Annotated in this window: 22 protein-coding genes and 1 pseudogene; 10 read left to right on the top strand and 13 right to left on the bottom strand. The window is 61.5% G+C overall.

Annotated features, from left to right (window positions below; translation table 11 throughout):
- Positions 1 to 145: 145 nt before the first annotated feature.
- Entirely contained in the window at positions 146 to 1,345 is a 1,200-nt protein-coding gene (locus HV744_RS03120) for a porin (protein ID WP_175148079.1), read from the bottom strand.
- Positions 1,346 to 1,770: 425 nt separating this feature from the next.
- Positions 1,771 to 3,066, bottom strand: a complete 1,296-nt coding sequence (locus HV744_RS03125) for a YihY/virulence factor BrkB family protein (protein WP_175148080.1) — start codon at positions 3,064 to 3,066, stop codon at positions 1,771 to 1,773.
- A 228-nt stretch (positions 3,067 to 3,294) separates the two neighbouring features.
- On the opposite strand from HV744_RS03125, the gene HV744_RS03130 reads away from it, so the two are divergent.
- Positions 3,295 to 3,834 carry a YbaK/EbsC family protein gene (locus HV744_RS03130; RefSeq protein ID WP_175148081.1) on the top strand — a complete coding sequence of 180 codons (540 nt, stop codon included), beginning with the start codon at positions 3,295 to 3,297 and terminating at the stop codon, positions 3,832 to 3,834.
- A 198-nt stretch (positions 3,835 to 4,032) separates the two neighbouring features.
- Here the strand turns inward: HV744_RS03130 and HV744_RS03135 are convergent, their stop codons facing one another.
- The 3 genes from HV744_RS03135 to HV744_RS03145 all read right to left on the bottom strand — a co-directional run bounded on the left by HV744_RS03135 (position 4,033) and on the right by HV744_RS03145 (position 7,340).
- Positions 4,033 to 4,623: a BPSL1445 family SYLF domain-containing lipoprotein gene (locus HV744_RS03135; protein WP_175148082.1), complete on the bottom strand. Its 591-nt coding sequence runs from the start codon at positions 4,621 to 4,623 to the stop codon at positions 4,033 to 4,035.
- A gap of 225 nt (positions 4,624 to 4,848) precedes the next feature.
- A complete protein-coding gene (locus HV744_RS03140; protein WP_175148083.1) occupies positions 4,849 to 6,237 on the bottom strand; it encodes an FAD-binding oxidoreductase in 1,389 nt (462 codons plus the stop codon).
- A gap of 341 nt (positions 6,238 to 6,578) precedes the next feature.
- Positions 6,579 to 7,340, bottom strand: coding sequence for a 3-oxoacyl-ACP reductase (locus HV744_RS03145; protein ID WP_175148084.1), 762 nt, complete (start codon positions 7,338 to 7,340; stop codon positions 6,579 to 6,581).
- A gap of 1,358 nt (positions 7,341 to 8,698) precedes the next feature.
- Between HV744_RS03145 and HV744_RS37105 the strand changes: the two genes are divergently transcribed.
- The 4 genes from HV744_RS37105 to HV744_RS03165 all read left to right on the top strand — a co-directional run bounded on the left by HV744_RS37105 (position 8,699) and on the right by HV744_RS03165 (position 12,105).
- On the top strand, positions 8,699 to 9,496 hold the full coding sequence (locus HV744_RS37105) for a nitrilase-related carbon-nitrogen hydrolase (protein WP_246278926.1): 798 nt from the start codon (positions 8,699 to 8,701) through the stop codon (positions 9,494 to 9,496).
- A 312-nt stretch (positions 9,497 to 9,808) separates the two neighbouring features.
- Positions 9,809 to 10,159 (top strand): FKBP-type peptidyl-prolyl cis-trans isomerase, encoded by a 351-nt coding sequence (locus HV744_RS03155; protein ID WP_175148210.1) that lies wholly within the window; start codon positions 9,809 to 9,811, stop codon positions 10,157 to 10,159.
- A 99-nt stretch (positions 10,160 to 10,258) separates the two neighbouring features.
- Entirely contained in the window at positions 10,259 to 10,720 is a 462-nt protein-coding gene (locus HV744_RS03160) for a DUF488 domain-containing protein (RefSeq protein ID WP_175148085.1), read from the top strand.
- A gap of 311 nt (positions 10,721 to 11,031) precedes the next feature.
- Positions 11,032 to 12,105, top strand: a complete 1,074-nt coding sequence (locus HV744_RS03165) for a DUF6765 family protein (protein WP_175148086.1) — start codon at positions 11,032 to 11,034, stop codon at positions 12,103 to 12,105.
- 84 nt (positions 12,106 to 12,189) lie between these two features.
- Here HV744_RS03165 and HV744_RS03170 read toward each other — a convergent pair whose 3' ends face one another.
- The gene (locus tag HV744_RS03170; protein WP_175148087.1) at positions 12,190 to 12,426 is read right to left on the bottom strand and encodes a hypothetical protein; all 237 of its coding nucleotides are present in this window, start codon (positions 12,424 to 12,426) and stop codon (positions 12,190 to 12,192) included.
- A 53-nt stretch (positions 12,427 to 12,479) separates the two neighbouring features.
- Complete coding sequence (locus HV744_RS03175) at positions 12,480 to 12,791, bottom strand: hypothetical protein (protein WP_175148088.1); 312 nt, start codon at positions 12,789 to 12,791, stop codon at positions 12,480 to 12,482.
- 371 nt (positions 12,792 to 13,162) lie between these two features.
- Here HV744_RS03175 and HV744_RS03180 point away from each other — a divergent pair, with 371 nt between their 5' ends.
- The 4 genes and pseudogenes from HV744_RS03180 to HV744_RS03195 all read left to right on the top strand — a co-directional run.
- The gene (locus tag HV744_RS03180; protein WP_175148089.1) at positions 13,163 to 13,501 is read left to right on the top strand and encodes a hypothetical protein; all 339 of its coding nucleotides are present in this window, start codon (positions 13,163 to 13,165) and stop codon (positions 13,499 to 13,501) included.
- A gap of 207 nt (positions 13,502 to 13,708) precedes the next feature.
- The gene (locus tag HV744_RS03185; protein ID WP_175148090.1) at positions 13,709 to 14,572 is read left to right on the top strand and encodes an H-NS family nucleoid-associated regulatory protein; all 864 of its coding nucleotides are present in this window, start codon (positions 13,709 to 13,711) and stop codon (positions 14,570 to 14,572) included.
- Positions 14,573 to 14,594: 22 nt separating this feature from the next.
- The gene (locus tag HV744_RS03190) at positions 14,595 to 15,080 is read left to right on the top strand and encodes a hypothetical protein (protein ID WP_175148091.1); all 486 of its coding nucleotides are present in this window, start codon (positions 14,595 to 14,597) and stop codon (positions 15,078 to 15,080) included.
- Between the two features lie 275 nt (positions 15,081 to 15,355).
- Positions 15,356 to 16,003 (top strand): annotated as a pseudogene (locus tag HV744_RS03195) (phospholipase D-like domain-containing protein); the annotation flags it as partial.
- A 363-nt stretch (positions 16,004 to 16,366) separates the two neighbouring features.
- On the opposite strand, the gene HV744_RS03200 reads toward HV744_RS03195, so the two are convergent.
- The 5 genes from HV744_RS03200 to oxlT form a co-directional block, all read right to left on the bottom strand.
- Positions 16,367 to 16,909: a hypothetical protein gene (locus HV744_RS03200; RefSeq protein WP_175148093.1), complete on the bottom strand. Its 543-nt coding sequence runs from the start codon at positions 16,907 to 16,909 to the stop codon at positions 16,367 to 16,369.
- A gap of 166 nt (positions 16,910 to 17,075) precedes the next feature.
- On the bottom strand, positions 17,076 to 17,507 hold the full coding sequence (locus HV744_RS03205; RefSeq protein ID WP_175148094.1) for a PAS domain S-box protein: 432 nt from the start codon (positions 17,505 to 17,507) through the stop codon (positions 17,076 to 17,078).
- 102 nt (positions 17,508 to 17,609) lie between these two features.
- Positions 17,610 to 18,860 (bottom strand): formyl-CoA transferase, encoded by a 1,251-nt coding sequence (frc, locus tag HV744_RS03210; RefSeq protein WP_175148095.1) that lies wholly within the window; start codon positions 18,858 to 18,860, stop codon positions 17,610 to 17,612.
- A 25-nt stretch (positions 18,861 to 18,885) separates the two neighbouring features.
- Positions 18,886 to 20,628 carry an oxalyl-CoA decarboxylase gene (gene oxc / locus HV744_RS03215; protein ID WP_175148096.1) on the bottom strand — a complete coding sequence of 581 codons (1,743 nt, stop codon included), beginning with the start codon at positions 20,626 to 20,628 and terminating at the stop codon, positions 18,886 to 18,888.
- 64 nt (positions 20,629 to 20,692) lie between these two features.
- Positions 20,693 to 22,033 carry an oxalate/formate MFS antiporter gene (gene oxlT, locus HV744_RS03220; protein ID WP_175148097.1) on the bottom strand — a complete coding sequence of 447 codons (1,341 nt, stop codon included), beginning with the start codon at positions 22,031 to 22,033 and terminating at the stop codon, positions 20,693 to 20,695.
- A gap of 647 nt (positions 22,034 to 22,680) precedes the next feature.
- Here oxlT and HV744_RS03225 point away from each other — a divergent pair.
- The gene (locus HV744_RS03225; RefSeq protein WP_175148098.1) at positions 22,681 to 23,070 is read left to right on the top strand and encodes a hypothetical protein; all 390 of its coding nucleotides are present in this window, start codon (positions 22,681 to 22,683) and stop codon (positions 23,068 to 23,070) included.
- 65 nt (positions 23,071 to 23,135) lie between these two features.
- Here the strand turns inward: HV744_RS03225 and HV744_RS03230 are convergent, their stop codons facing one another.
- Positions 23,136 to 23,783, bottom strand: coding sequence for a response regulator (locus tag HV744_RS03230; RefSeq protein ID WP_175148099.1), 648 nt, complete (start codon positions 23,781 to 23,783; stop codon positions 23,136 to 23,138).

Below are 23,783 nucleotides of genomic sequence, written 5' to 3' on the forward strand. Positions count from 1 at the left end.
ATTGGGCGGCGGCTTTTTTCTGTTGCTGCAGCCGTCTGCCAAAGCCGCCGCGCGGCGAAACCTCAAGACGAAAAAAAACCAGCCATCGGCATTGCCTCTGGCTGGCTCTTTACTACGTCGCTTTCAGCTACGTAGCAAGTCCCGATCAGAACTTGTGACGGATACCGAGGCTGACCATGACCTGCTTGTCGGTGCTCGACTGGTTGCCATACGAACCGATCGAAGCCGTGGCCGACTCGAGGCCGCCGCCCACGCCCGGTGTACGCTGTTCGCCGCTGGCATGCTGCCATGCGCCAACCAGGTAGAGGTCCGTGCGCTTCGAGAGCGAGTAATCGCCGCCCAGCGACACCTGGTGATACGTCGCGGATGCGTCGCCGTGGCCCTTCGTGTAGGCGTAGCCAACACCCAGCAGCGCTGCCGGCGTGAGCTGATAGCCCAAATAGGCGCGGCCCACTTCATACTTCTGGGTCTGACCGAAGGTCGAGCTTCCGTCATGGTAGTACTGCGCGTTGCTGTAGCTCAGGTTGCCCGTCCACGGACCGGTAACGTATTGAACCGAAACCGAACCAATGCCGATTCGCGACGCAGTAGCGTAGGCGGCGTTGATGCCTGCTGAGGTCGGGAAGTTGGAGTCAAACATGCCATCCGACGTGCCGCCCCATCCCGTCGTGCGAACGAGGGCCGTCGCGTGGTTGTTGCTCATCGAGAGGTAGCCACCAGCGACGCTGAACGGACCGTTTGCATACGTTCCCGCAGCACCCCACGTTTGGCCCGAACCCGTTTGACCTGCAACACCGCCCAGTGCGTACAGACCTTCGAACTGGAAGCCTGCGAACACCGGCGAAACGTACTTGAGCGCGTTGCTCGTGCGCGAACTGTTGTCGTTGTTGTCCACGTCGCCCGGCGTTGCGAACGTGCTGCCGAAGAAGTTGTCGCCGGTCAGCGGCTGAACCATGTCGACGAGCGGGTCATACTGACGACCAGCAGTGAACGTGCCGTAGGCATCGTGGCTCAAGCCAACGTAGGCCTGGCGACCGAACAGCAGGCTGGTGCCGTTATAGCCGTAGCTGCCCATCTTGCCGTTGTTCACGTTGAAGCCGTTTTCCAACTGGAAAATGGCCTTCAGACCGCCGCCCAGATCCTCCGAGCCTTTCAGGCCGAAGCGGCTACCTTGCAGGTTGCCGCTGAAAAGTTGAAAGACGTGCCCGCCAACGGGCGTGGCATTGTTCACATACTGGACCGATTCATCGATCAAGCCATAGAGGGTGACGCTGCTTTGAGCATGTGCCACGCCGGTGACGCCCAGCAGCGCCAGCGAGAGGGTAGACAGTGCGATTCGTTTCATCCATTTCTCCACGCGATGATTAGTTTCGTTGTTGCGAAAAGGAGAATAGCTCACAGGCTCTATTGGCAAGAACTGGAAAAAAAAGAGTGTCTCCAAAAACCGACAAACCACGCAAAGCCTTGTATTTAAAGCCCGTTATCGATTGCTTCTGTTTTTGCAATATTGATTCGTTGATCGAGCATTATTGTGGTTTTGTTGACGGTGACGGAGCGGTTAAGCACACTTTCGACACTTATTCGAAGGCTTTCCGTAATGAAGTCGTCTAATGGTCTGGACCACTTTGTAGCCAGACAATCAAGACGAAGCGATGTGGCGTCCGAGGGGCTCGCTAGACAGAATTGATGTGTTGTGTGCTGGTGCAACCTGCCGGGACCAAAGGTGCAACCTTTAACTCGCGGCTTAAGCCTTACGGGTTGCTCATATTGTCAGTTGTCGTCGGCATTGCGACGCGCCATCGTTGCAGCGGCCAGCCCGGCCGCCGCCGCGAGCAGCACCGAAGTCCACGGATTGCGCCTGACATAGCGGTCGGCCGCCGCAGCTTTGCGGCTGCCTTCGACCAGCGCGTTGGCCACGGTGCGAGCGGCTTGCGCTTCGGCCAGCGCGACACTGCGGCCGACCTTGACGGCGGTCGCACGCGCCGACGCGCGGTTGCGCGCTTGAGCCCGGAAGGCCGTGGGGGAAAGCGCCCCGGCCGCTGCGCGGGCCGCGGGCGTCGCCGCGGCGTCACGGACTGCGCGCTCGTCGGCGCGCGGCGCCGCATACGCTGAAACCGTCGACGCCGCCAGCACCGACGCAAGCTTCGCGCGGCTGCCGGGCGGCGCGCCTGCCTGGATGCCCCAGCTTCCTCGCGGATCGTGCAGGCGTCCGCGCGCCGCTGAAAATTCCGCGCCGAGCAGCAGCACGGCGGCCGAGAAGTACAGCCACATCAGCAGCACGGCAAGCGAACCCGCCGCCCCGAACGAACTCGCCATCCCGGCGTGAGCAATATATAGAGCGAACAGTTTCTTGCCGGCCGTAAACAGCACGGCCGCGACGATGCCGCCAACGAGCGCATCGCGCCAAAGCACCTTGGCGTCCGGCAGAAACCTGAGCAGGCCGGCGAACGCGAACACCAGCACCAGCAGGCCGACGCCGAGTTGCAGCAGGTTGCCAATCGCCACATACGGCGAGTCGCCCCACAGCCATTTGCCGATAAAGATGATGACCGTATCGAGCACCAGCGAGACGATCAGCAGGAAGGCGACGCCGAGCACCAGTCCGAACGAGATCAGACGGACCCGCACCAGCGCGATCACGCTCGACGTACGCGGGCCGGTGTACGGCCATACGAGATTGAGCGCGCTATTGAGCGACGAGAACGTGGCCGACGCGCCGATCGCCAGCGCCGAAAATGAAATGATCGCCGCGATGCCGCCGGCGCTGCCGCTGTGATGCGCGTTCTCGACGATGGTCTGGACCCCCGCGGCGGCCTGGTCGCCGAGCAGGCCGTGAATGTGGCTGTACAGTTCGCCGCGCGCGGCCGCGGGGCCGAAGAACCAGCCGGCCACCGCGATCACCATCACCAGCGTGGGCGCAAGCGAGAAGGCCGCGTAGAAGGCGATGCTGGCGGCCATGGCTGCGCAGCGGTCGTCCGCGAACTGCCGGAATGCGCCGATCGCCCAGTTGGCCTGCTTGCGAGCCGCGTGCTGGAGGTTCTCGGCGGAAAGGGTGTCGATGTCCATGGTCGTGTTTCTCAATGGAGTGCTGGCGTCGGATACGCCGTGTGCGAGCCGTTGAGGTGGCGCCGACGCAGTCTTCGCATCAATGCCTTCCGCAAACCTTGTGCCTGTCACTATACAAGCTAACGGTGCGGCGGGCGCTTGCCAGGCGCGTCGAAGGATGCCGCGCGATACATCTCGGGCGAAGTGTGCCGTTAGAATGCGGAGTGATCCTCACACACCTTGCTCTCTATGCACTCGCACGAACTCGGACAGCAGCTGGACGTCATTGCGGCGGAACAATTGGGCGCGCACTTGCCTGCGCATGTCGTCGAGCAATTGCCGGCTCGCGGCGTGACGGTCTTTGCCGTCACCGACGACGCATCCGACACTGCCGCATTCAGCGCGCGCTATGGCTTCGGCCTGGAAGACTGCGCGAACACGATTGTGGTCCGCTATAAGAAAGAGGGCGCCGAGCACTACGCGGCGCTGGTCTCGCTGGGCTCGTTGCGGCTCGACATCAACGGCGCGGTGAAGGCGGCGCTGGGCGCGCAGCGGCTCTCGTTCGCCAAACGGGAGGCGGCGGTGGAGCACAGCGGGATGGAGTTCGGCGGGATTACCGCGTTCGGCTTGCCGGCCGACTGGCGCATCCTCGTCGACGCCGCGGTGATGGAGCGTGCCCAGATCGTGATGGGCGCGGGCGTGCGGGCGGCCAAGCTGTTGCTTGCGCCCGACGTGCTGCGGCAGTGGCCGCGCTGCGAAGTCGCCGCGCTGACGCTGCCGGCGGAGTGAGGCGCGAAGCGCTCGCCTTGCAGGCAGGCAGACTGGGCCAGGGTGCCGCGACGCAGGCAAAGCAAACCGTTCACGCTGGCGCGTCTTGTCACAAATTGCGCATCGCTGAGGTGCGGGCGTGCAGGATGCGCCGGACGTGTCTGAGCGAGCGGCGTCGGCTCATGCTGGCCGCGGCAGCGTGACGGCGAGCGCGCAAGCTTAGATGATCAGACGCGAAACCTTGGTCCCTTCGAGCGACACGCCGGCCATCAGACCGCCGTTCGTCAGCACGAAAGCTTCGACCGGGCCGGTGGCGGTGGAGGTGTCGACCGCCCCGTTCGCACCGACCTTCAGCACGGCGACGGTGGCATCCGCGCCGGCCGCCCATCCCTGGCTGTGCAGGAACGTGTCGAGCGCGTCTTGCGTCATGAACAGGAACACGAGGGCCTTGGACTGCGCGCCGATCTGCAAACCGAACGAGCCCGCGACGGTGCTGTAGTAGCCCGTCGTGCGGCCGTCCACGCGCAGCGCGCCTTCGCCGTATTGGCCGCCGATCCAGAAGCCCGCCGAGATCACCGATGGGAACACCAGCACGCCGCGCGCCTTGCCGACCAGTTCGCGCGAACCTTCGACGTTCTCGTAGAGGCGCGCCAGCGTCGAGTCGACGCCCGCATTGATGGTGCCGCGCTTGCCCGCGTTGGCCGAAGGTGACGCGCTCGAGGACGGCGAAGTCGTCGTGCAACCGGCGAGGCCGAGGCCAGCCGCGGCGAGAGCAGCGCTGCCGGTCAGGATGAATTGTCGTCTGCGCATGATGGCTTTCCTTTTACGTTATCGAGGTTGCGGGAGTGGCGTGTGGCGGTCTGCTTGCCGTTCGCATCCTGGCACGGATGCGATGATGACAGCATGCCCGTACGGTGATTGCTGACCAGCAGATAGCGTACCTGAACCCCGCGCGCCTGCGCATGGACGGCGTGGTTTGCCCCGTATTGGCGGGGAATCAGCGAGGTCTTGCGCTGATCTCCCCGCCGCTCACCTCTAAGCCGCCGGACGAATGTTCTGGTTGTGACGGAAAAGGTTGTGCGGATCGTAGCGGCTTTTTACAGCGACGAGCCGTTCGTAGTTTGGCCCATACGCATCGGCGACGCGGCCGCCTTCTTCCTGCGTCATGAAGTTGACGTACACACTGCCGAGCGCGAACGGCGCTGCCGCGTCGAAGAACGCACGTGACCAGGCGATGCAGCGCTCATCGTCGCTCGCATCGTCCCAGCGGCCATGCACGTTCATCGCGTACAGGGTGTCGCGGCTCGGGTAGGCGGTGGCCGCGACCGGTACGCGCTGCGTTTGCGCGCCGATCTGTCCGAAGAAGATTTCGCACTGCGGGGACGGCAGCTTGCCGATCGAATCGAGCAGCGCGTCGATCAGGCCGTCTTCTATGCTGCCGAGATTGTGCGACTTCCAGTAGTTGCGCGCGCCCGGCGTGAGCAGCGGGTCGAACGCCTGCTGCCACATCACGTACGGCATCGGGCCGAGATGTTCGCCGAGCGGCGTCCCATAGCCGCGCACGGGTTCCACGACGGACGGCCCGTTTTCGACCGGGCCGTTATAGCACATGGCGAAAACGATCACCGGCTTGCCGTGCACCTCGGGCGGCAGGAACGGCAGCGGCGGCGCCAGCCGCAGAATCGCCCAGACGCTGAGATCCTCCGGCGTGCCGGCGAACGCGGCGCGATACTTGACGAGCGCGTCTTTCGCCTGCTCGATCGGCAGGACGACGAGGCCGCCGTACACGAGCGGTCCGATCGAATGCAGTTGAAACTCGAACAGCGTGACGACGCCGAAATTGCCGCCGCCGCCGCGAATCGCCCAGAACAGATCTTCGTGCGAATCGGCGCTGACGTGCAGTAACTCGCCAGCGGCGGTGACGATGTCTGCTGAAATCAGGTTGTCGATCGTCATGCCGTATTTGCGGCTGAGCCAACCGAAGCCGGCGCCGAGTGTCAGGCCCGCGACGCCGGTGGTCGAGTTGATGCCGAGCGGCGTGGCCAGCCCGAATGCCTGCGCTTCGTGATCGAAGTCGTGGAGCGTCGCGCCCGGTTCGACATACGCGCGCCGCGCCGCCGGGTCGATACGCACCGATTTCATCGACGACAGATCGAGCACCAGACCGTCGTCGCACAGCGCGCTGCCGCCGATGTTGTGACCGCCGCCGCGAATCGCCAGCGGCAGGTTGTTGTCGCGCGCGAACGTGACGCCGTAGCGCACGTCGGCGGCGCCGGCGCAACGCAGGATCAGCGCCGGATGCCGGTCGATCATCGCGTTCCAGATACTGCGGGCTTTGTCGAAGCTCGCGTCGCCGGGCAGCAGGAGCTCGCCCCGGATTGCGGATTTCAATTCGTCGGTGGCGCTGCTGGACACATTAACCATGGCTGGCCTCATCGGAGAGTGGAGGGCGCTCCCAGCACACTATTCAGATGACCAAAGTAAATAGAAAGTGTATTGAGAGATTTGTTTGCGTCCAGTAAACGGGGCAGCCTCATTAAGTCAAACAAAGGTATACCCGAGCTTGCCGCTGATTTCGCGCAAATGCTCGCGCGGCAAGCGTCCGCGGGCCGCAGCGGCGGCGCTGACTCGTGCCGGCGCCGTGGATGGTGGAAATGCTTCGGGAAAAGTTCGCGCGATCAACTGTTGGTTTGCGCCGCGCAGGTGGCTGCGCCGCGACACTTTTCGTTTTGCCCGCTTGCGTGCGGGGGCGCTGTGGTGGCCGCTCAGCCCTTCACGAGGCCACCGTCGACGATCAGATTCTGCCCCGTCACCGCGCGCGCCCATGGCGACAGGAAGAACAACACGGCGTCGGCGAATTCCTCGGGCGTCGTGACGCGCCGCACCGGCGTGGAACTGGCGATCAGTTCGAAGACGAATTCAGGCGTGGCCGCGCTCGCGTCCGTGGTGCGCAGCAGGCCGCCCGACACCATGTTGACCGTGATGCCGTCGGGGCCGAGATCGTGCGCAGCGGTGCGCGTCAGTGACAGCAACGCCGCTTTGGCCGCCGTGTAGTCGTGATACGGGACCACGGGGTTCTGGAACAGATTGGTGCCGACGTTGACGATGCGGCCGAACTTTCGCGAGCGCATGCCGGTCGCGGCTGCCTGGATCGTATTGAGCGCGCCCTTGAGCGAGCCGTCCAGTTGCTGCTGAAAACGCGCCCAGCCGATGGAGTCGATCGACGGGCGCGCGTCGCCGTCGAACTGGAAGTCGGCCAGCGCGTTGTTCACGACCGACACGATGGGCTGTCCGGTTTGCGCCTGCGCCGCTTCGAACAAACGCGCGACCGCGGCGGCGTCGGTGACGTCCGCCTGGAGCGGCAGCACACGGTCGCCGAGCTCGTCTCTCAGCGCGCGCGCCAAGCTTTGGCTCTTGCGGTAATTCACGATCACGCCCGCGCCTTCGCGCACCAACGCCCGCGTGATCGCCGCGCCGAGTCCGCGGGCGCCGCCGGTTACCAGCACCCATTGTTCGGATAGAAGCATCTGTTTTTTCCTGTTGTCGATGAAGTTGCGATGTTTCTATTGTCGCCTGATTCGGGGTTTCGCTCGCTGTGTGGGGTAACGCACGAGGAGTCGATGAAGCGCTTCGGATGAAGCCCGTTTTCGCGCTTGTGCGGTGATGGGCTGGCGCGTTGAGTTGGGCTCGAGTGCAAGGCCGGGCTGCTGTTCTCTCCAACTCCGTCTGTGGGATTGCACTTGCTCAGTTTCGGCAGTCATGAGTTTGTGTGCGATTGAACACTGAATAAGAACGATCGGGAAAGTCATAACCCAGGTTGCTTCGCGAAAATCGCGTTGGACTTTGCGGCCGGTTATTCGATTCATCCGATGAAGTGGTCGGCATATTGGTCTAAATAATGATTCGGACTGCGTAAGTAAAGATAAATACTCCCGGCATTTTTTGAGTTCTGCAATTGACGATTCTTGACGGTTGGGCCATGCAATTAACTGGAAATAGATCCGCAATATCGCTGTGCGTGGGATAGCGCACTGTCGCGGCATGAGGCTCCGAATAACTTCAACGTCCATCAGGCCTTGCGGTGCCGTTCTAACGACGATGCTCGTGCGCAGCCAGTTGTTTCTCCCGGATCACGGCAAATCGGACCGGGATTCTTCGCGGGAGATATGCCACGCGCGATGCGCTTTTGTGTCGCGTGAAGTAACGCCGACTGGGCTTTGAATTTTCGTTTTTAACAGTGAACAGAGATTCGCTCGTTATCTGGGCCAGTCACTAGTGGTAAATGGTTAGGATAATGAAATGAAAAACAAAAACGGGGACGCGCGGACGTTGGGGACGCGACGGGCGGTATTGGCGGTTGCGGTGAGTCTGTATGCGGCGATGGCGGGTGCTCAAACGAAGCCGGCGGCGTCCGCCGCGCCGACGGCAAGTTCCGCGGTGCTGGTGTTGGCGCAGGCATTGCCGGTTGATTGTCCGTCGTCCGGCGCGCCTGGTTGCACGCTGCAGGACGGTGCCTTGCTGGCGCCAGGCGGGCGAGGGGTTGCTGCCGCGGCGGTAGGCTCGGGGACGACATCGTCCGTCGGTTCGCAAGGCAGCGATGGCAATGGTGTTGCGTCGGCAGGATCGGGAAGTAGCGGCGGAAGCGGTGCGAGTGGTGGAAGCGGAGTGACCAACTCCAGTTCTGGGGGGCTCGGTGCGGGGAGCACGGGCGGCGGTAATGACGGCGGCGGGAAGGGCGGGACGGGCTCGGGTGGTGGGACGGGCAGCGGTGGGACGGGAAGTGGTGGGACGGGAAGCGGTGGGACAGGTGACGGTGGGTCGGGTGGCGGCGGGACGGGGACGGGTGGCGATGGGGGGAACGGTAGCGGCGGTGACACCGGCGGTCATGGCGATGGCGGTCATGGCGATGGTGGTCATGGTGACGGTGGCCATGGCGATGGTGGTCATGGTGGCTATGGCGATGGTGGTCATGGTGACGGCGGTCATGGCGCCAGCGGCCACGGTGACAACGGTCATGGTGATGGTGGCCACGGCGACGGCGGTCATGGCGCCAGTGGTCACGGTGAAGGTGGCCACGGTGATGGTGGGCATGGCAGCAGCGGTCACGGCGACGGAGGCAACGGCGGTAGCGGCCCGGGTAACGGCGGCCCTGGAAACGGAGGCAACGGCGGTAGCGGCGCAGGAAATGGTAGCTCTGGAAACGGTGGCCATGGCGGCGGCGCCGGAAATGGAGGCAGCGGCGGCGGCTCGGGCAATGGTGGCTTCGGAAACGGAGGTAACGGCGGCAGCAGTTCGGGCAACGGTGGCGCTGGCAACGGAGGCAACGGCGGTCCCGGAAACGGCGGCAACGGCGGCAGCGGTTCGGGTAATGGCGGCGCCGGCAACGGAGGCCATGGCGGCGGCTCGGGCAACGGTGGCTCCGGAAACGGCGGCAACGGTGTCGAATCACGTCGGCACGACCGGCGGCTGGGCGACGTGCGGTGCGAGCGCGATCTGGAGTCCGTATGGCGACGTAGTCGCACAGGCCGGCCGCGATCGCGACGAAGTGATTACCGCGCTACTCGATCCGGCGGTGCTGGCCGACGTCCGTGAACGTGAAACGGTGCTCGCGGATTTCAACGCGCGTGGTGAAGTGACGGCAGCTAATAACTACACGATGTACACGGTGCAGAGCCTCGATTGAATAACGTCTAACAGCGCATGCCAGTCGGTCTCGGTCTTCAGCATGCCGACAACCGACCCCGCAGCCGATGAACATGAACGGCGTGATCCGCCGCGCAATTTCGCGATAGCTCGCATCATCGGACGCCTATGATGTTTTCCGTGGAGCCGAATTCACGTTGGCCGCGTACGCCGCCGACATCGCATAAACGATACTGTCGGGCGACGGTATTCAACATGCGATCCGCTACAATGGCGCGCATTACCCCACTGGAGACTTGCTTTGAAATCAATCGTTGCTTTGGTTGCTGCAACTGTTCTTTCTTCGACGGCAATGGCCGCCGCGCCGACTACCGAAAAACTGCCTTCCGGCGTCATCGTCGAACACGTGACGCAAGGCACCGGCGCCCAACCCGCAGCCGACGATGTCGTGAAGGTCAACTATCGCGGCACGCTTCCGAACGGCACCGAGTTCGACAGTTCCGCGAAGCACGGCGGCCCGGCAACCTTCCCGCTCAATCGCGTGATTCCGTGCTGGACGCAAGGCGTGCAGAAGATGAAAGTGGGCGGCAAGGCCAAACTGACCTGCCCGGCGGCAACCGCTTACGGCGAGCGTGGCGTCGGCCCGATTCCGCCGAACACCGACCTGACGTTTGAAGTCGAACTGGTCGGCATCGTCAAGTAAGGCCGCGCGAACTGCGTTGAGAATTGAGCCCCGCTCCGGATACCGTTGCGGGGCTTTTTGTTTTTCCGGGCGCTGATCGCCCACCGTTGGGTATTCATCATGAAACGTGAAAACAAGGCAATGCAGGTTGCGACCATCGGTTTCACCGGCAAGGATGCACAGACGTTTTTCGATTTGCTGAAAAGCACCAAGGTGCGCACTGTTCTCGACATCCGCCTGAACAACACCTCGCAACTCGCGGGCTTTGCGAAGAAACAGGATCTGCCTTACTTTCTCGACAAGTTGTGCGATGCAGCGTACGTGGAAATGCCGGAACTGGCTCCCGAGCCGGACCTGTTCAGGCGCTACCAGGCCAAACAGCTGGCGTGGGACGATTTCACGGCCGAATACATCGAACTGATTGCAAAGCGCCGAGTGGAAAGCAATCTGGATGTCGATCTATTCCACTCGGCTTGCCTGCTTTGCAGTGAACATTTACCACATCACTGCCACCGGCGGCTCGCGGTCGAGTATTTGAATTCGCAATGGAATAGCCGCATGACGATTACTCACCTGTCCTGACGCGCATAGAGTGGACGAAGATATGAGGAGAGGTTTTTCTCCGCGTACGCGGAATGTGCCGTTCCAGATTTGCGTCCGCTTCTATCAGTAGCCCGAAAGTTTGACTGGTGGTGATGTGGCCGGCCGTGCCGTTCGGCATGGCGAATCACTCCTGATCGCCGGGACCCTAAAGCAGAAATGGGATATCTTTTTTAAAATCGGGCTGCGTCCGGTCGTCTACCATCTACTCAAGCGCCGACCCGGCATCCGCTTCGCCGCGCGATCGAGAAGACCCCCCCGCCGTCATTCGTCGTGCGTCAGGAGTGCCTGCCATGAATATCGATTTTCACTATGGTGTGGTCTATATTGCCGCCCGTGCCGGCGGAATGACGCCCGGCGATGCGCTGACCGTCGCGCACGCTTGCCAATACGTCGACGATGCGACGACCCGGGGAATACTGCGTTTCAAAGGCGGCGAGACCTTCGAGCGGTTTGCCACCGCGCACAAGCTATTCGACTACGCGAACACGGAGAGCGACCAGAATCGCCTGGTGTGGACGCCATTTCATTTTTTGCCAGCCGGCGAAGGCGAAACCCTGGAAGAAAAAGCCATCTGCCGGCCGGACAGCGAGATCGCGCGCGAAGTGGTGCGGTGTGCGATCCGGCAGCGCGACTCGGAGACGGGTTTGCATCGACTGGGCGTGACGCTTCACACGTACGTCGATACCTGGGCACATCAGGGATTCGCGGGGATCGAAAGCCAGTGGAACCGGGTGCATCTGCTGGAGGCTCAGGATTGCACGCGTAAAGGCTGGCTTGCCAGTTTCAAGCTCGCCACCGAGCATCTGCTGGAGCACATCGAGGAAGACGTGCTGACGATTGCGTTGCCCGTCGGTCACGGCGCCGCGCTCCATTATCCCGATCAGCCGTGGGCGCGTTGGCATTACATCGACGGTAGAAACAACTTCGTCTCGAGACATAACTTGCCTGAGTTCGTGCAGGCAGCCGAGATGGCTTGCCGGGTAGTGCGCGCCTATATGGCGGGGCGGGAAGATTTTGAAGCCCAACCCGGTTTGCCGGCGGATGTGAAAGACACGCTCACCGAACTGCTCGATACGAATCGTGATATGGACGATGACCAGCGCTTGCGAAATATCTGCGAATGGGTGAAAGCCGGCCGCATTCCGGGTTTGAAAGAGCCAATTCCAGCTTATATCGCCAAGGGGCGCGGCTCGTGGAAGTACCAAGCCACCGGTTTGGAGGGCGACGACGACACCGGGGACAGACCGGAGTGGACGAGTGCCTTTGAGAAAAGCGACTACCGGCTCTTTCACGACGCGGTCAAGCAACATCGTTTCGTGACCACGCAGGAGATTCTGCCCGCCCACGGACTGCGGATCGCGTGAAGGAGTCGGCGGGGAAGCGCCGCCGCAAACAAGGCCTTGACCATTGCTGCGTGACTTTGGCGGCGGCTCTTCCTACTTGCCAGACTATCGCATCTTTGCCTGCTGACGCTGAGCGGCCTGCTCCTCAGCGTGCTTTTTTGCCATGTGCCGTCCGACCAGACAGCCGCCGACCGCGCCGACGACCGCGTGGTGCCCGGCATAGTGTCCCGCCACTCCGCCCACGACCGCTCCCTTCATGCAGCCGGCCGCGTTTGCCGTGCCGACCATCGCCGAAGTGAGTGCCACCGCTGCAAGGGCGGCTCTAATATAACCAGCTTTCATCTGAAAGTACCGTGCTGTTGGGATTGCCGAACGTGGTGCTATTCGTCTTCTTTTCAATAGCCACCCCAGCGGTTATGTTCACGCCATTCATGTTCGCGCCACTGTTCGCGGCGCCATTCGTGTTCTCGCCATTCGCGACGCTCCCGCCATTCTCTCGCACGCCAGTCGCCGTCGCCGCGATAGGCCACTGCGACCGGAGCTGGACCGTAGCCAACAGGCCGAGCGACGTAGACGGGCGGAGGTGGCGGTGCATAGACACCGACCGGAATGCCGACGCCGACGGCCACATCCACGTGCGCCGATGCCGCCGACGAGGCCGCCAGAACTGCCAGACCCAATGCCGCGCCAATGATCTTCTTGTTCATTTTCCCTTCTCCTTGCACGTCGAAGCGCGCTGCTTCCGGTTGATTCCCAGTGATTCCGCGTGCTGCCGGTTTGCCGCTGGGCACGGTTCGAAGTGTAGACGGCCGGTCCTGACACAGGTGAAACAGTGCTGCGAGATCCGTAACGCGGAGTTACCGGTGTCCCCGCGTACGCATTTCGCCGCCGTCGCACATGGTCTTTGCCATTGCCAATAGTGTTTTTTTTTAAAGCCGGCAACCTGGAAAACTCATTTTCGAATAAAAAATGAACTACTGTCCTTTGAATATTCAGATGCTTGCCTATAGTAGAAGCGGCTATTGCTGCAAAGCACAGCCGCCGCCTTTTCGTTGATGCAGGTGACGGGGAAACACACATGACGCCATCGAATGCTGCAATCTATCAGTCCCAGACTTGCACGCCGGAGTCGCTACGCACGCTTGCCGGCTATCTGGAGTTGGCGCTCGACGAGGGGGAAAGCGTGGTCCTGATGCGGATCGGTACGCAGGTGCGCAGTGTTTATGTCGGCGACCCGTCCGGCGCCCTGGATGATCTGAAGGATTCCGGTGTAGTCGATGCCTTTCAGGCGGACGAGATGCTGATGCTGACGAGCCTGGGACTCAACCGGATAACGGCCGACGGTCAACAGTACCGTTTTGTACGTAGTGTGCGTTACATTGCCGATCGCCAGGCCGTCGTTTTTACGCCAACCTGAGCCGCGGTGCCGGAATTGGAGAGGCAAGAGAAGAGTCCGCAGGAAAGGAAAAGGAAGAGAACTTGGGTAATTGAGTAGCGGGCCTGAAAGGTTCGTACTCGAACGGAACGTGAATGGGTTGCGTCGATGTCTTAAAGGCCACACAGATCTGCCTTTCTTCTGTTATTCATGGCATAGTTCGACGATTACCACACAGGGAGGGATCAAATGCCAACGTTAGAGCAAATCCAGGCGAAGCTTAAGAAACTCCAGGCGCAAGCCGACCTCATTATTGCCAGGAAAGCGCAAGTCGCGGTCAATCAGATTCGCGACCTGATGCTCAAGCACGGCCTCACTACTGAGGATATCGAAGCCAAAGCAAAGGCGAAACGTACCGCGCGAGGCTTGAATGGCCATCCCGGGAACGGCAAGGCAAAAGCCATCGGCGCAGCTAAAGCGGCGAAATACCGCGACCGTAAAACCGGCGCGACCTGGACGGGTCATGGCCGCGCGCCGGGCTGGATTGCCGGCGTGAAGGATCGCACTCAATTCCTGATCGAAGGCGCAAGCGAAGTGAAGTCCGTGGCAAAGGCCGCGCTCTCTCATGCAAAAGGCAGTAAAGGTCAGCCGAAAGGCGCGCAGCCGCCGAAGTACCTCAATCCGAAAACCGGCGCGACCTGGAGTGGCCGTGGTCCGGCGCCCGCATGGCTCGCGACGGTCAAAGACCGCACCAAATTCCTGATCGATAGCGCAGCGGCAGCGGCGAGCGGTGCTGGCCATCAAGCCGCTAAAACCGCTACCAAGGCTGCTACGAAAGCCGGCAAAGCCAAATTGGCAGCGACCAGCGGCGCGGTGAGCAAGCAAGCCGCAGCCAGGAAAGTCGTGGCGAAAAAAGCCGCAGCGTCCAAAAAGACGGCCGCGAAAAAGGCTACGGCAGTGACCAGAAAAGTCGCAGCGAAGAAGCCCGCCGCGACGAAGACGGTCGCGACCAAAGCGGCAAGAAAAGCGCCGGCTCGCAAAGCCGCCGCTAAAACCGTCGCAACCAGCGCTGCGGCAGCGCCGCAAACTTCGGCAGTGCAAGCCAGCGCATGAGCGCAACGGAGTCGTGAAGTAGATGACTAGCACGATCGATTCACCCCGGCAGGAAGACCAGGTCCTCCTGCTGGACTCCGTTCCTCATCCGGCAGCCGATGCCGCCGAACCCTTCATCGTCGCCAGCGACCGCCGGGTGATTCTGGCTTACCCGATTGCGGAAGCCGACTTTGAGCGGTTCGGACCATTCGATCCCGACGACGATCCCTTCTGCACGGTGCTATTTCCCGATGCCGTGTTTCATCGGGTCGGTCCGCCGGGCGATGTCGATCTCGAGATTCATCCACTCGCCATGCAGGGTCTGCTCGGCTATTCGGCGCATGAAGTCGTGAATTCGTCGCTGGCCGCGGAGATTGCGGCAGTTGCATCAATGGGACCGGCACTGCGCCATTTTGTCATTACGTTTCAGGACTCGACGTTCGAATGCGTGGCGTCCGACTATACCGTGGTCGGCGTATACGGCGCGGGCGAGATTGCCAGCCGGGAAGCGTTCTCACTGGTCAGGTAAAGGAAGCGGTAGCAAAGCAAGCTAGCAAAGCGCGCTCCCGCAACGGGCACGCGCAATGCGTGCTGCGTTCGTGGTCAAGGCCGGCCCTCAGGTCCGGCACGCTCCGTCAAACGCAGGGCGCGCATGGGGTGTCCTGCCGCTTTGCATCGAGGCCACGCATGCCGACCATTGCAGCTACCGCATTCGTCACGCTCGTCATCATATTGGTGATCGCCAATCTGTCGAGCGGCGAGAAGAAGATCGAACACAAGATTGAACGGCTGTATTCGAGCGACGGTCATGTGCAGGCCGTGTTCATGGACAACTGGGTCAAGGCGACCGGCAACGTATTGCACGGCCCCGACTATTTCCCGCACGTCGAGCCGCAAGGAGAGGGTCTCGCGCATATGTTCAGCAGTTCGCCGTCGGGCGGCAGCGACGATATGCAGTTGATGTACCTGATGGCGATCACCTCGGCCACGCACAGCATTCATCTCGCGAGCGCCTACTTCGTACCCGACAAGCTGACCGTCAACGCGATCGTCGAGGCCGCGAAACGCGGCGTGAAAGTGCAGGTCATCACGCCGGGCAAACGCATCGACACGCACACCGTGCGCGAAGCGTCGCGTGCCTGTTGGGGCGAGCTGCTCCAAGCCGGTGTCGAAATGTTCGAGTACCAGCCGACCATGTTTCATTGCAAATTGCTGGTCGTGGACGAGTACCTGGTCTCGGTCGGTTCGACCAACTTCGATAACCGCTCGTTCAAATTAAACGATGAAGCGAACCTGAACATCTATGATCGCGCCTTCGCGAGGCAGCAAACCGCCACCTTTGCGGACGACATCATGAAGTCGCAACGCGTCACGCTCGACGCATGGATACACCGTCCGCTGACCGAGAAGCTGATTGAAAAGTGTGTACGGCTACTGGATACGCAGCTCTGATAAAAGGAGCTGTGAAGCCACGAAAATGGCATCTCGATGCTCTATACATGGATTGGATTTCAAAGAAATGCTTTCAAGAGAAGCGTTTTGAAAAATGATTCCTCTATCGTCTATTGACAACTAATCCTGAGGCTGCGGGGCGGGCTATCTTTCCGAAAGCGGCGACGGCGCTTCTCTACGCTTTCAAATCGTGATACGCCCCGGCCACGCAGACGACCCGCGTGCACGATGACGTTTCGCGCGACGCCGATGCAAGCCGCGCCTGCGAGGAACGTGGCGGTGTTGTCGGTCACGTGCGTGAAGCCGCGCAGCGTCGGTGATGGCGTGGTCGCTACGTGGCTTTTTTTCGTGGCCGGTCGCACGCTAGTTGCCGGGATTGAGCACTGGCTTGTCCGGGTTCGCAAGCGTTCTGTAGGGAAGTTGCGAGGCGTGCGGGTCGGTCGTCGTGTTGTCGATCACGCGTTCGACGTCCGCCGTCTTCGCGAGTTCGGTGAGGAAGGTGTGCTTGTCGAAGCCGGGCGCGATGCAGCCTTCCACATAGATGAAGCGGCGTTGCAGCGTGAGCCACAGGGTCGACTGTTCGCGCCAGTGCGTCGCGAAGTTGAGGTTGGCGAGACGCCGCTGCACGGCGTCGGCGATCTCCGCGTCGTACAGATAGGCGTTCGACAGACGGCAGCGGCCTTCGATCCAGCAGCTATTGCCGCGTTCGATCCGGTAATGGCTGTCGTCGAGCCATTCCTTCTCCGTTTCGAATGGACCCAGCGGTGTTGGGCATTCGCTGATTGCTTTGGAGATCTGAAAGAACGGGTCGTGGCCGCGGTTGATGCGCGGCTGTTCGGCATGAACCTGAGTGACAGACATGCAGAGCAGCAGACTGGCGAGGCGCAGTTCGATCGGGCGTTTCATCCTTAACCCGCTCCAGGTGTTGGGCGTGCAAATGTGAAGAATGGGACAGCAACCCTATTCTTACACCTGGAGCGGGGAACTGCTTGACGGACAAAGTGCGGCGACAGTCATCCCGGCTGCCATCGCGGCAGATGCGCAACGGGAACTGCTCCTTCAAACGGCGCGCTCACGCGCTTGCGGATGCTTCCAGTTCCGCAAGACGTTTGCGTAGCAAGCGATCCTCCTGGAAACGGGTGGTCTCGTCGCGGATCACTGCGACGATGCCGGTGAGTTCGTTTTTCGGTGAATGCAGCAGCGCGACTGTGAAGGCGATCGACATTGACCGTCCGTCCTTATCCACGGCGGGGACACGCAGCACATCATTGCCGTAACGGGTTTCGCCCGTTGCCATGGTCTTGTGATAACCGTCCCAATGGCGGCCGCGCAAGCGCTCCGGAATGATCAGGTCCAGCGACTTTCCGAGCGCCTCGCTTTGCGTAAAGCCGAACATGCGTTCGGCCGCGGGGTTCCAGAAAGTGATACTGCCGCCGGCGTCGGAGATGATGATGGCGTCGCCGATTGCATTGGCGAGTTGCTGGAAGTCGATGGCAGTTTGCACGGCGTTCCTCCAAAGTGAAAACGCAGATTTGCAACGGATGCGGCGCCGCGAGGGGCGCCGCATTGGCACGTCAGAGCCTGAAGCTGGGCCTGCGTGACACCGTCAAACTGCTTTGACTTCGCGTAGATTGAAAATATCCTGCTGGCTGTAGCCAAGGCCCATCAGCACTTCTTCCGTATGTTCTCCGAGCAGCGGCGACGCGGTGACTTCCGGCTTCATGTCCGAGAACTTGATCGGGCTGCCGACGGTCAGATACGAGCCGCGTTTCTTGTGCGGCACTTCGACAATCGTGCCGCTCGCGCGTAACGACGGATCGTTGGCCAGTTCCTTCATCGTCAGCACCGGCGCGCACGGAATGTCGAACTTGCGCAAGATGTCGACCGCTTCAAATTTGGTCTTGTCGGCCAGCCATCCTTCGATCGTCTTGAAGATCTCGAAGATATGCGGTTGACGCGCTTCAGCGGTCTTGTAGGCGGGATCATCGATCCACTCGGTTTTGCCGAGTGCCTTGCAGATCGGTTCCCACGCGTGGCCCTGGATCGTGAAGTAGATATACGCGTTCGGGTCCGTTTCCCAGCCCTTGCACTTGAGCACCCATCCCGGCTGACCGCCGCCACCCGCATTGCCGCCGCGTGGCACCACGTCGCTGAATTCGCCGTGCGGATACTGTGGATATTCCTCGAGATAGCCGACACGTTCCAGCCGTTGCTGGTCACGCAATTTCACCCGGCACAGATTCAGCACGCTGTCCTGCATCGATACGGCGACCTTCTGGCCCTTGCCGGTTTTGTCGCGTCCCAGCAGCGCGGTCAGAATGCCGATCGCCAGATGCATGCCGGTGTTGCTGTCGCCGAGCGCCGCGGCGCTGATGGTCGGCGGACCGTCCCAGAAGCCGGTGGTGGACGCCGCGCCGCCCGCGCATTGCGCGACGTTTTCATAGACCTTCAGGTCGTCGTAGTGATGGCCGTCGCTGAAGCCCTTCACCGAAGCGACGATCATCTTCGGATTGAGTTCGTTCAGGCGTTCCCACGAAAAGCCCATCCGGTCCAACGCGCCCGGACCAAAATTCTCGACCAGAACGTCGGACTCGCGAATCAGCTTTTCGAGCACTTCCTTGCCTTCGGGCTTTTTCGTGTCCAGCGTCAGCGACTTTTTATTGCTGTTGAGCATGGTGAAGTACAGCGCGTCGGCGTCGGGAATGTCGCGCAGCTGGTTACGCGTGACATCGCCCGAACCCGGTCTTTCAACCTTGATCACATCGGCGCCGAACCAGGCGAGCAACTGCGTGCATGCGGGACCGGCTTGAACGTGGGTGAAGTCGATGATCCTGATACCTTCGAGAGGCTTGGTCATGTTGATAGCTCCGTAGTTACTAAGATTACTTTTTCATTGCCGCGCTTTGCGGATTCAGATTGGTCAGGCGGCCGCTCTCGGTGCCGGCCGCTTCGTCGATGACGGCATTGATCAAGCTCGGCTTGCCCGATGCGATCGCTGCGAGCAGCGCCTTCGTCAGTTCTTCGGGTGTGGTGGCGTGATAACCGACGCCGCCGAACGCCTCGATCATCCGGTCGTAACGCGCACCCTTCACGAACACGGTCGGCGCGACGTCCTTGCCGCCCGTCGGATTCACGTCGGTGCCGCGATACACGCCGTTGTTGTTGAATACGATCGTGCAAACCGGCAAGTCGTAGCGGCAGATCGTTTCGAGTTCCATTCCGCTGAAGCCGAACGCGCTGTCACCTTCGATCGCGACAACCGGCTTGTCGGTCGTGACCGCCGCGCCGATCGCGAAGCCCATGCCGATACCCATGATCCCCCACGTGCCCGAATCGAAGCGTTTGCGCGGCTCGTACATGTCGATAATGCTGCGCGCGTAGTCGAGCGTATTCGCGCCTTCGTTGACGACGTTGATGTCCGGGCGCGTCTTCAGCACGTCGCGAATCGCGCGCAACGCGCTGTGGAAGTTCATCGGTGACGGGTTCTTGTCGAGCGTCGCGGCCATCTTGGCGAGATTCTTGTTCTTGCGCTCGTTGATCGCGCCGATCCACTCGGCGTTCGGTTTGCCGAAGCTGGCGTCGATGCCCGCGCGAAGTGCCGCCACGCATGAACCGATATCGCCGATCAGCGGCGCGGCAATCGCGACGTTGCTGTCGATTTCCGTCGGCGAGATATCGACCTGGATGAACCTCTTCGGCTCCGCGCCCCACGTTTTGCCTTTGCCGTGCGAGAGCAGCCAGTTCAGACGCGCGCCGATCAACACGACCACGTCGGCTTCCTGCAGCACGAACGAGCGCGCCGCCGACGCTGATTGCTCATGCGTATCGGGCAACAGGCCCTTGGCCATCGACATCGGCAGATACGGAATGCCGCTTTGCTCGACGAAGCCGCGGATCTCCGCGTCGGCCTGCGCGTACGCCGCGCCCTTGCCGAGCAGGATCAGCGGACGTTTGGCGCTCTTCAGCACCTCGATCGCACGCTTGACCGATTCCGGCGCCGGCAACTGACGCGGCGCGGCGTCGACGACTTTCACCAGCGACTGCTGCGCCTTCACGGCGTCGAGCGTTTGCGAGAGCAGCTTGGCCGGCAGGTCCAGATACACACCACCCGGGCGGCCCGACACCGCCGCGCGAATCGCACGCGCCACGCCGATGCCGATGTCCTCCGCATGCAGCACGCGATACGCGGCCTTTGCGTAAGGCTTGGCCGCGTTCAACTGATCCATTTCTTCGTAATCGCCCTGCTGCAGATCGACGATCTCGCGTTCGCTCGAGCCGCTGATGAGAATCATCGGGAAACAATTGGTGGTCGCATTGGCGAGCGCCGTCAGGCCGTTCAGAAAGCCCGGTGCCGACACGGTCAGGCAGATGCCCGGCTTCTGCGTGATATAGCCGGAAATAGCGGCCGCATTGCCTGCGTGCTGTTCATGACGAAAGCCGATGAAGCGCATCCCTTCCGCTTGTGCCAGCCGCGCCAGGTCGGTGATGGGGATGCCGACCAGTCCAAAAATGGTATTGATGTCATTCAGTTTCAGCGCGTCGATGACGAGGTGGAATCCGTCGGTCGTTTCGGTCGCCTGTTGTTTCAACGTGTCGTTGGTTGTGGACTGGTCGGCTTCTGCCATGACATCTCTCCTTGGTGGCGGGGCGTTGTGTGGTGGGTCGTGAGGGGCGTGCTCACACTGTCGTTTACTCGGATGAACCGCTGGACCATGGCTGCAGCCGTGGTTCGGCAACGGCTACGCCGGCTCGCGCGCCCGAGTCTTCGATCCAGCGCTTTCTCATGGGGGCAAGGATGAACTTCGCGCATATGGCGGCCGCGATCGATATCACTGCCGCCGAGATGAACACGGTGCTCCAGCCGCCGCTCGCCGACAGAAGCGAGGCGACCGGCACCAGCATCGCGGCCGTACCCTTCGCGGTGTAAAGCGTCCCCGCATTCGCAGCGGCGTATTTGCTGCCGAACGTGTCCGCGCAAGTCGCGGGGAAGATCGAGAAGATCTCGCCCCAGCAGAGGAATACGGCGGCCGCGAAGAACATGAACGCATACGGGTTGTGGCCGAACTGCATCAGCCCCAGCAGCGCGACGCCTTCGCCGAGGAAGATCATGAACATCGTGTTTTCGCGGCCAATACGGTCCGACAAAAAGCCGCATAGGGGACGGGTGAGTCCATTGCACAGATTGTCGATCGACAGCGTCATCGTGAGGAGTGGCAGCGTGATGCCGATCAAACTCACAGGCAGCCTGGCAAAGCCGTATTCCTTCGCGATCGGCCCAAGCTGCGCGGTCGCAATGATGCCGCCGGCCGCAACGAACACGAACATGAAATACAGCACCCAGAACAGCGGTGAGCGGATCATCTGGCCGGACGTGTAATCGATCTTGCTGGCAACGATACGTTTAGCCGGGATCGCGGTGGCGGGCGGCTTCGGCCGCACCAGCATGGTGGCGAGCAGCAGGATGCAGACGCCCTGGAAAATGCCGAAGAACATGAACGCGTGCTCGTAGCCCGAACGCTGGATCATGTTGGCAATCGGGATCACCGTGACGGCTGCGCCGGCGCCGAAACCCGCTGCGGTCAACCCGGCTGCGAGACCGCGTTTGTCCGGAAACCATTTGAGCGCCATGCCGACGCAGGTGCCATATACACAGCCCGCACCGATACCGGCGATGACTGCGGCGACGTACAGGTGGGAGAGACTGGTCGCATGCGCATTGATGACCCAGCCGAGCGCTGCGCACAGCGCACCGCCGATCACCACCGGGCGCGGCCCGAACTTGTCGACGAGCCAGCCCTCGACCGGCACGAGCCAGGTTTCAGTGACGATGAAAATCGTGAAAGCGGTCTGGATCGCCGCCTGGCCCCAATGGTGGGCGTTGTCCATCGGCACGACGAACAGTGTCCACGCATACTGCAGGTTCGCGACAAGCCCCATGCACACGATGCCGATCGCCAGTTGCACCCACCGGTGCTGCCAGAATGGTGCGCGTGATGCGCGGCCGCCTTCCGATACGTTGGAACGTCCCATGTCTGCGTCTCCTTCCGTCGCGCTCAAGCGGCACGTTGGACTTACGTGATCGAATCGCTTCGTCGCCGGCTTGTCTGCGGGCAATGAAGCGCCAATGGTCGGCCAGAGGGAACTGCACTAACGACAACCCTTGCTCGCTGAGCGCACAACAGTTGAGTGAAAGCTATTGCACATGCAGCGGGTGTGAGGGGATGCTGCGCGAGATCGGCGATAAACGAAAATTAAAACATTTTATGGTTTGCATTAGGCATCCGTAATATAAGGGTCTACCCTTTTGATCTCGGCTTGATGCGGAACGCGCGACTTTCCGTCAACGGCGGGTCTTCCAGACGTTGGCTGACTTGTGTTTTTTTCGCGCGCAGGCCTATGAACCTGGTTTCGCCCGGCGGGTAGTTGCTGTGAAAATTGATCAGAACGAAGAGCACGCGCGACGGTGTTCTCGCGGCGCTGGATGCTGGCGGATTTCCTGTGATGCAATGGAAGGGGAGCTAAGTGCACCGCTAGAATGGATGTCTTCCATCGGCGCCGTCGCAACGGCCGTCTAATGTATAAACAAAATACTATCGTTTTTCGAAAAAACTTTAACTATTGTTTATTTATGCGCGCTTCTATTCTTGGTCCATGTCATTTGCCGGAAGGAGACGACCATGAACCCCTCTCAATCCCATGCTCGCGACAGCGCGCACGATGCGGAAGTGCAGGCGCAACTTTGTGCCTATAACGCCGCTTTCGACGAACTCGGCCTGCGCTTTCGTTGGGATGAGCGCACGCTGACGTCGCTGGCCATGATTGACGGCGAACAGGAGCAGATTGCCGCGTACATCGAAGCGCATCATGCGCACTTGCTGAAAGCCTATAGCGCCGAGTTTCTGAGCCGAGCCATTCTCGAGAAGAAAAACGCCCGCTATCCAGCGCGTTTACAGATGCGCGTCGATCGCGCGCCGCATCCGGGCCAAGTGACGCATCAACCGCAGACGAGCCGCTGGTCCGAACGCATGTCGTATGACGTGGAGTTGCCGGCGCTGGCTGGCGTGTAGACCTCGATGCGCGGCGCGAGCGTGCTGCCTGGAGACGGCCGCGCGCCGCTCACTGCCTTAGCGCCTCAGCGCTTCGCGCGCCGATTCTCGACCGCGAACTTGATCAACTCCGCCTGGCCTTCAATGTCGAGCTTGCGCTTCAGATTCAGCCGATGCGTCTCCACCGTACGCACGGACAGATCATTGCGCTGAGCGATCTGCTTGCTCGACAAGCCTTCCGCCAACGCATCGAGAATATCGCGCTCGCGCGGCGTCAGGCGTTCAACCGGTGACTGCATCGCCGACGCCTGAATCAGCCGCGCGCCCAGGCCCGCGCTGAAAAACGTCTTGCCGTCGAGCACCGCGCCGATCGCCTGAATGATTTCGGTGGCGGGCGAGTCCTTGAGCACGTAGCCGCTGGCCCCCGCGCGCACCGCCTGGGTCACGTATTCGAGGTTGTCGTGCATCGACAGCATGAGCACGCGAATCGCGGGAAAGCGTTCGTGAAACAGGCCTGCCAGCGCAATGCCGTTCATCCCGTTCATGCCGACGTCCATCAGCACCAGATGAGGCGTTTCGCTCGCGGCGAGCGCGAGCGCTTGCTGCGCATCGCCCGCTTCGCCGACGACTTCGAAATGGCGCACCGCTTCGAGGTGCGCGCGCAAACCGTCGCGCACGAGCGGGTGATCGTCGACGAGAAGCAGGCGTGCGATGGCGGGGGAGATGTCGTTCAT

The organism is Paraburkholderia ultramafica (assembly GCF_902859915.1).
GTDB lineage: Bacteria > Pseudomonadota > Gammaproteobacteria > Burkholderiales > Burkholderiaceae > Paraburkholderia > Paraburkholderia ultramafica.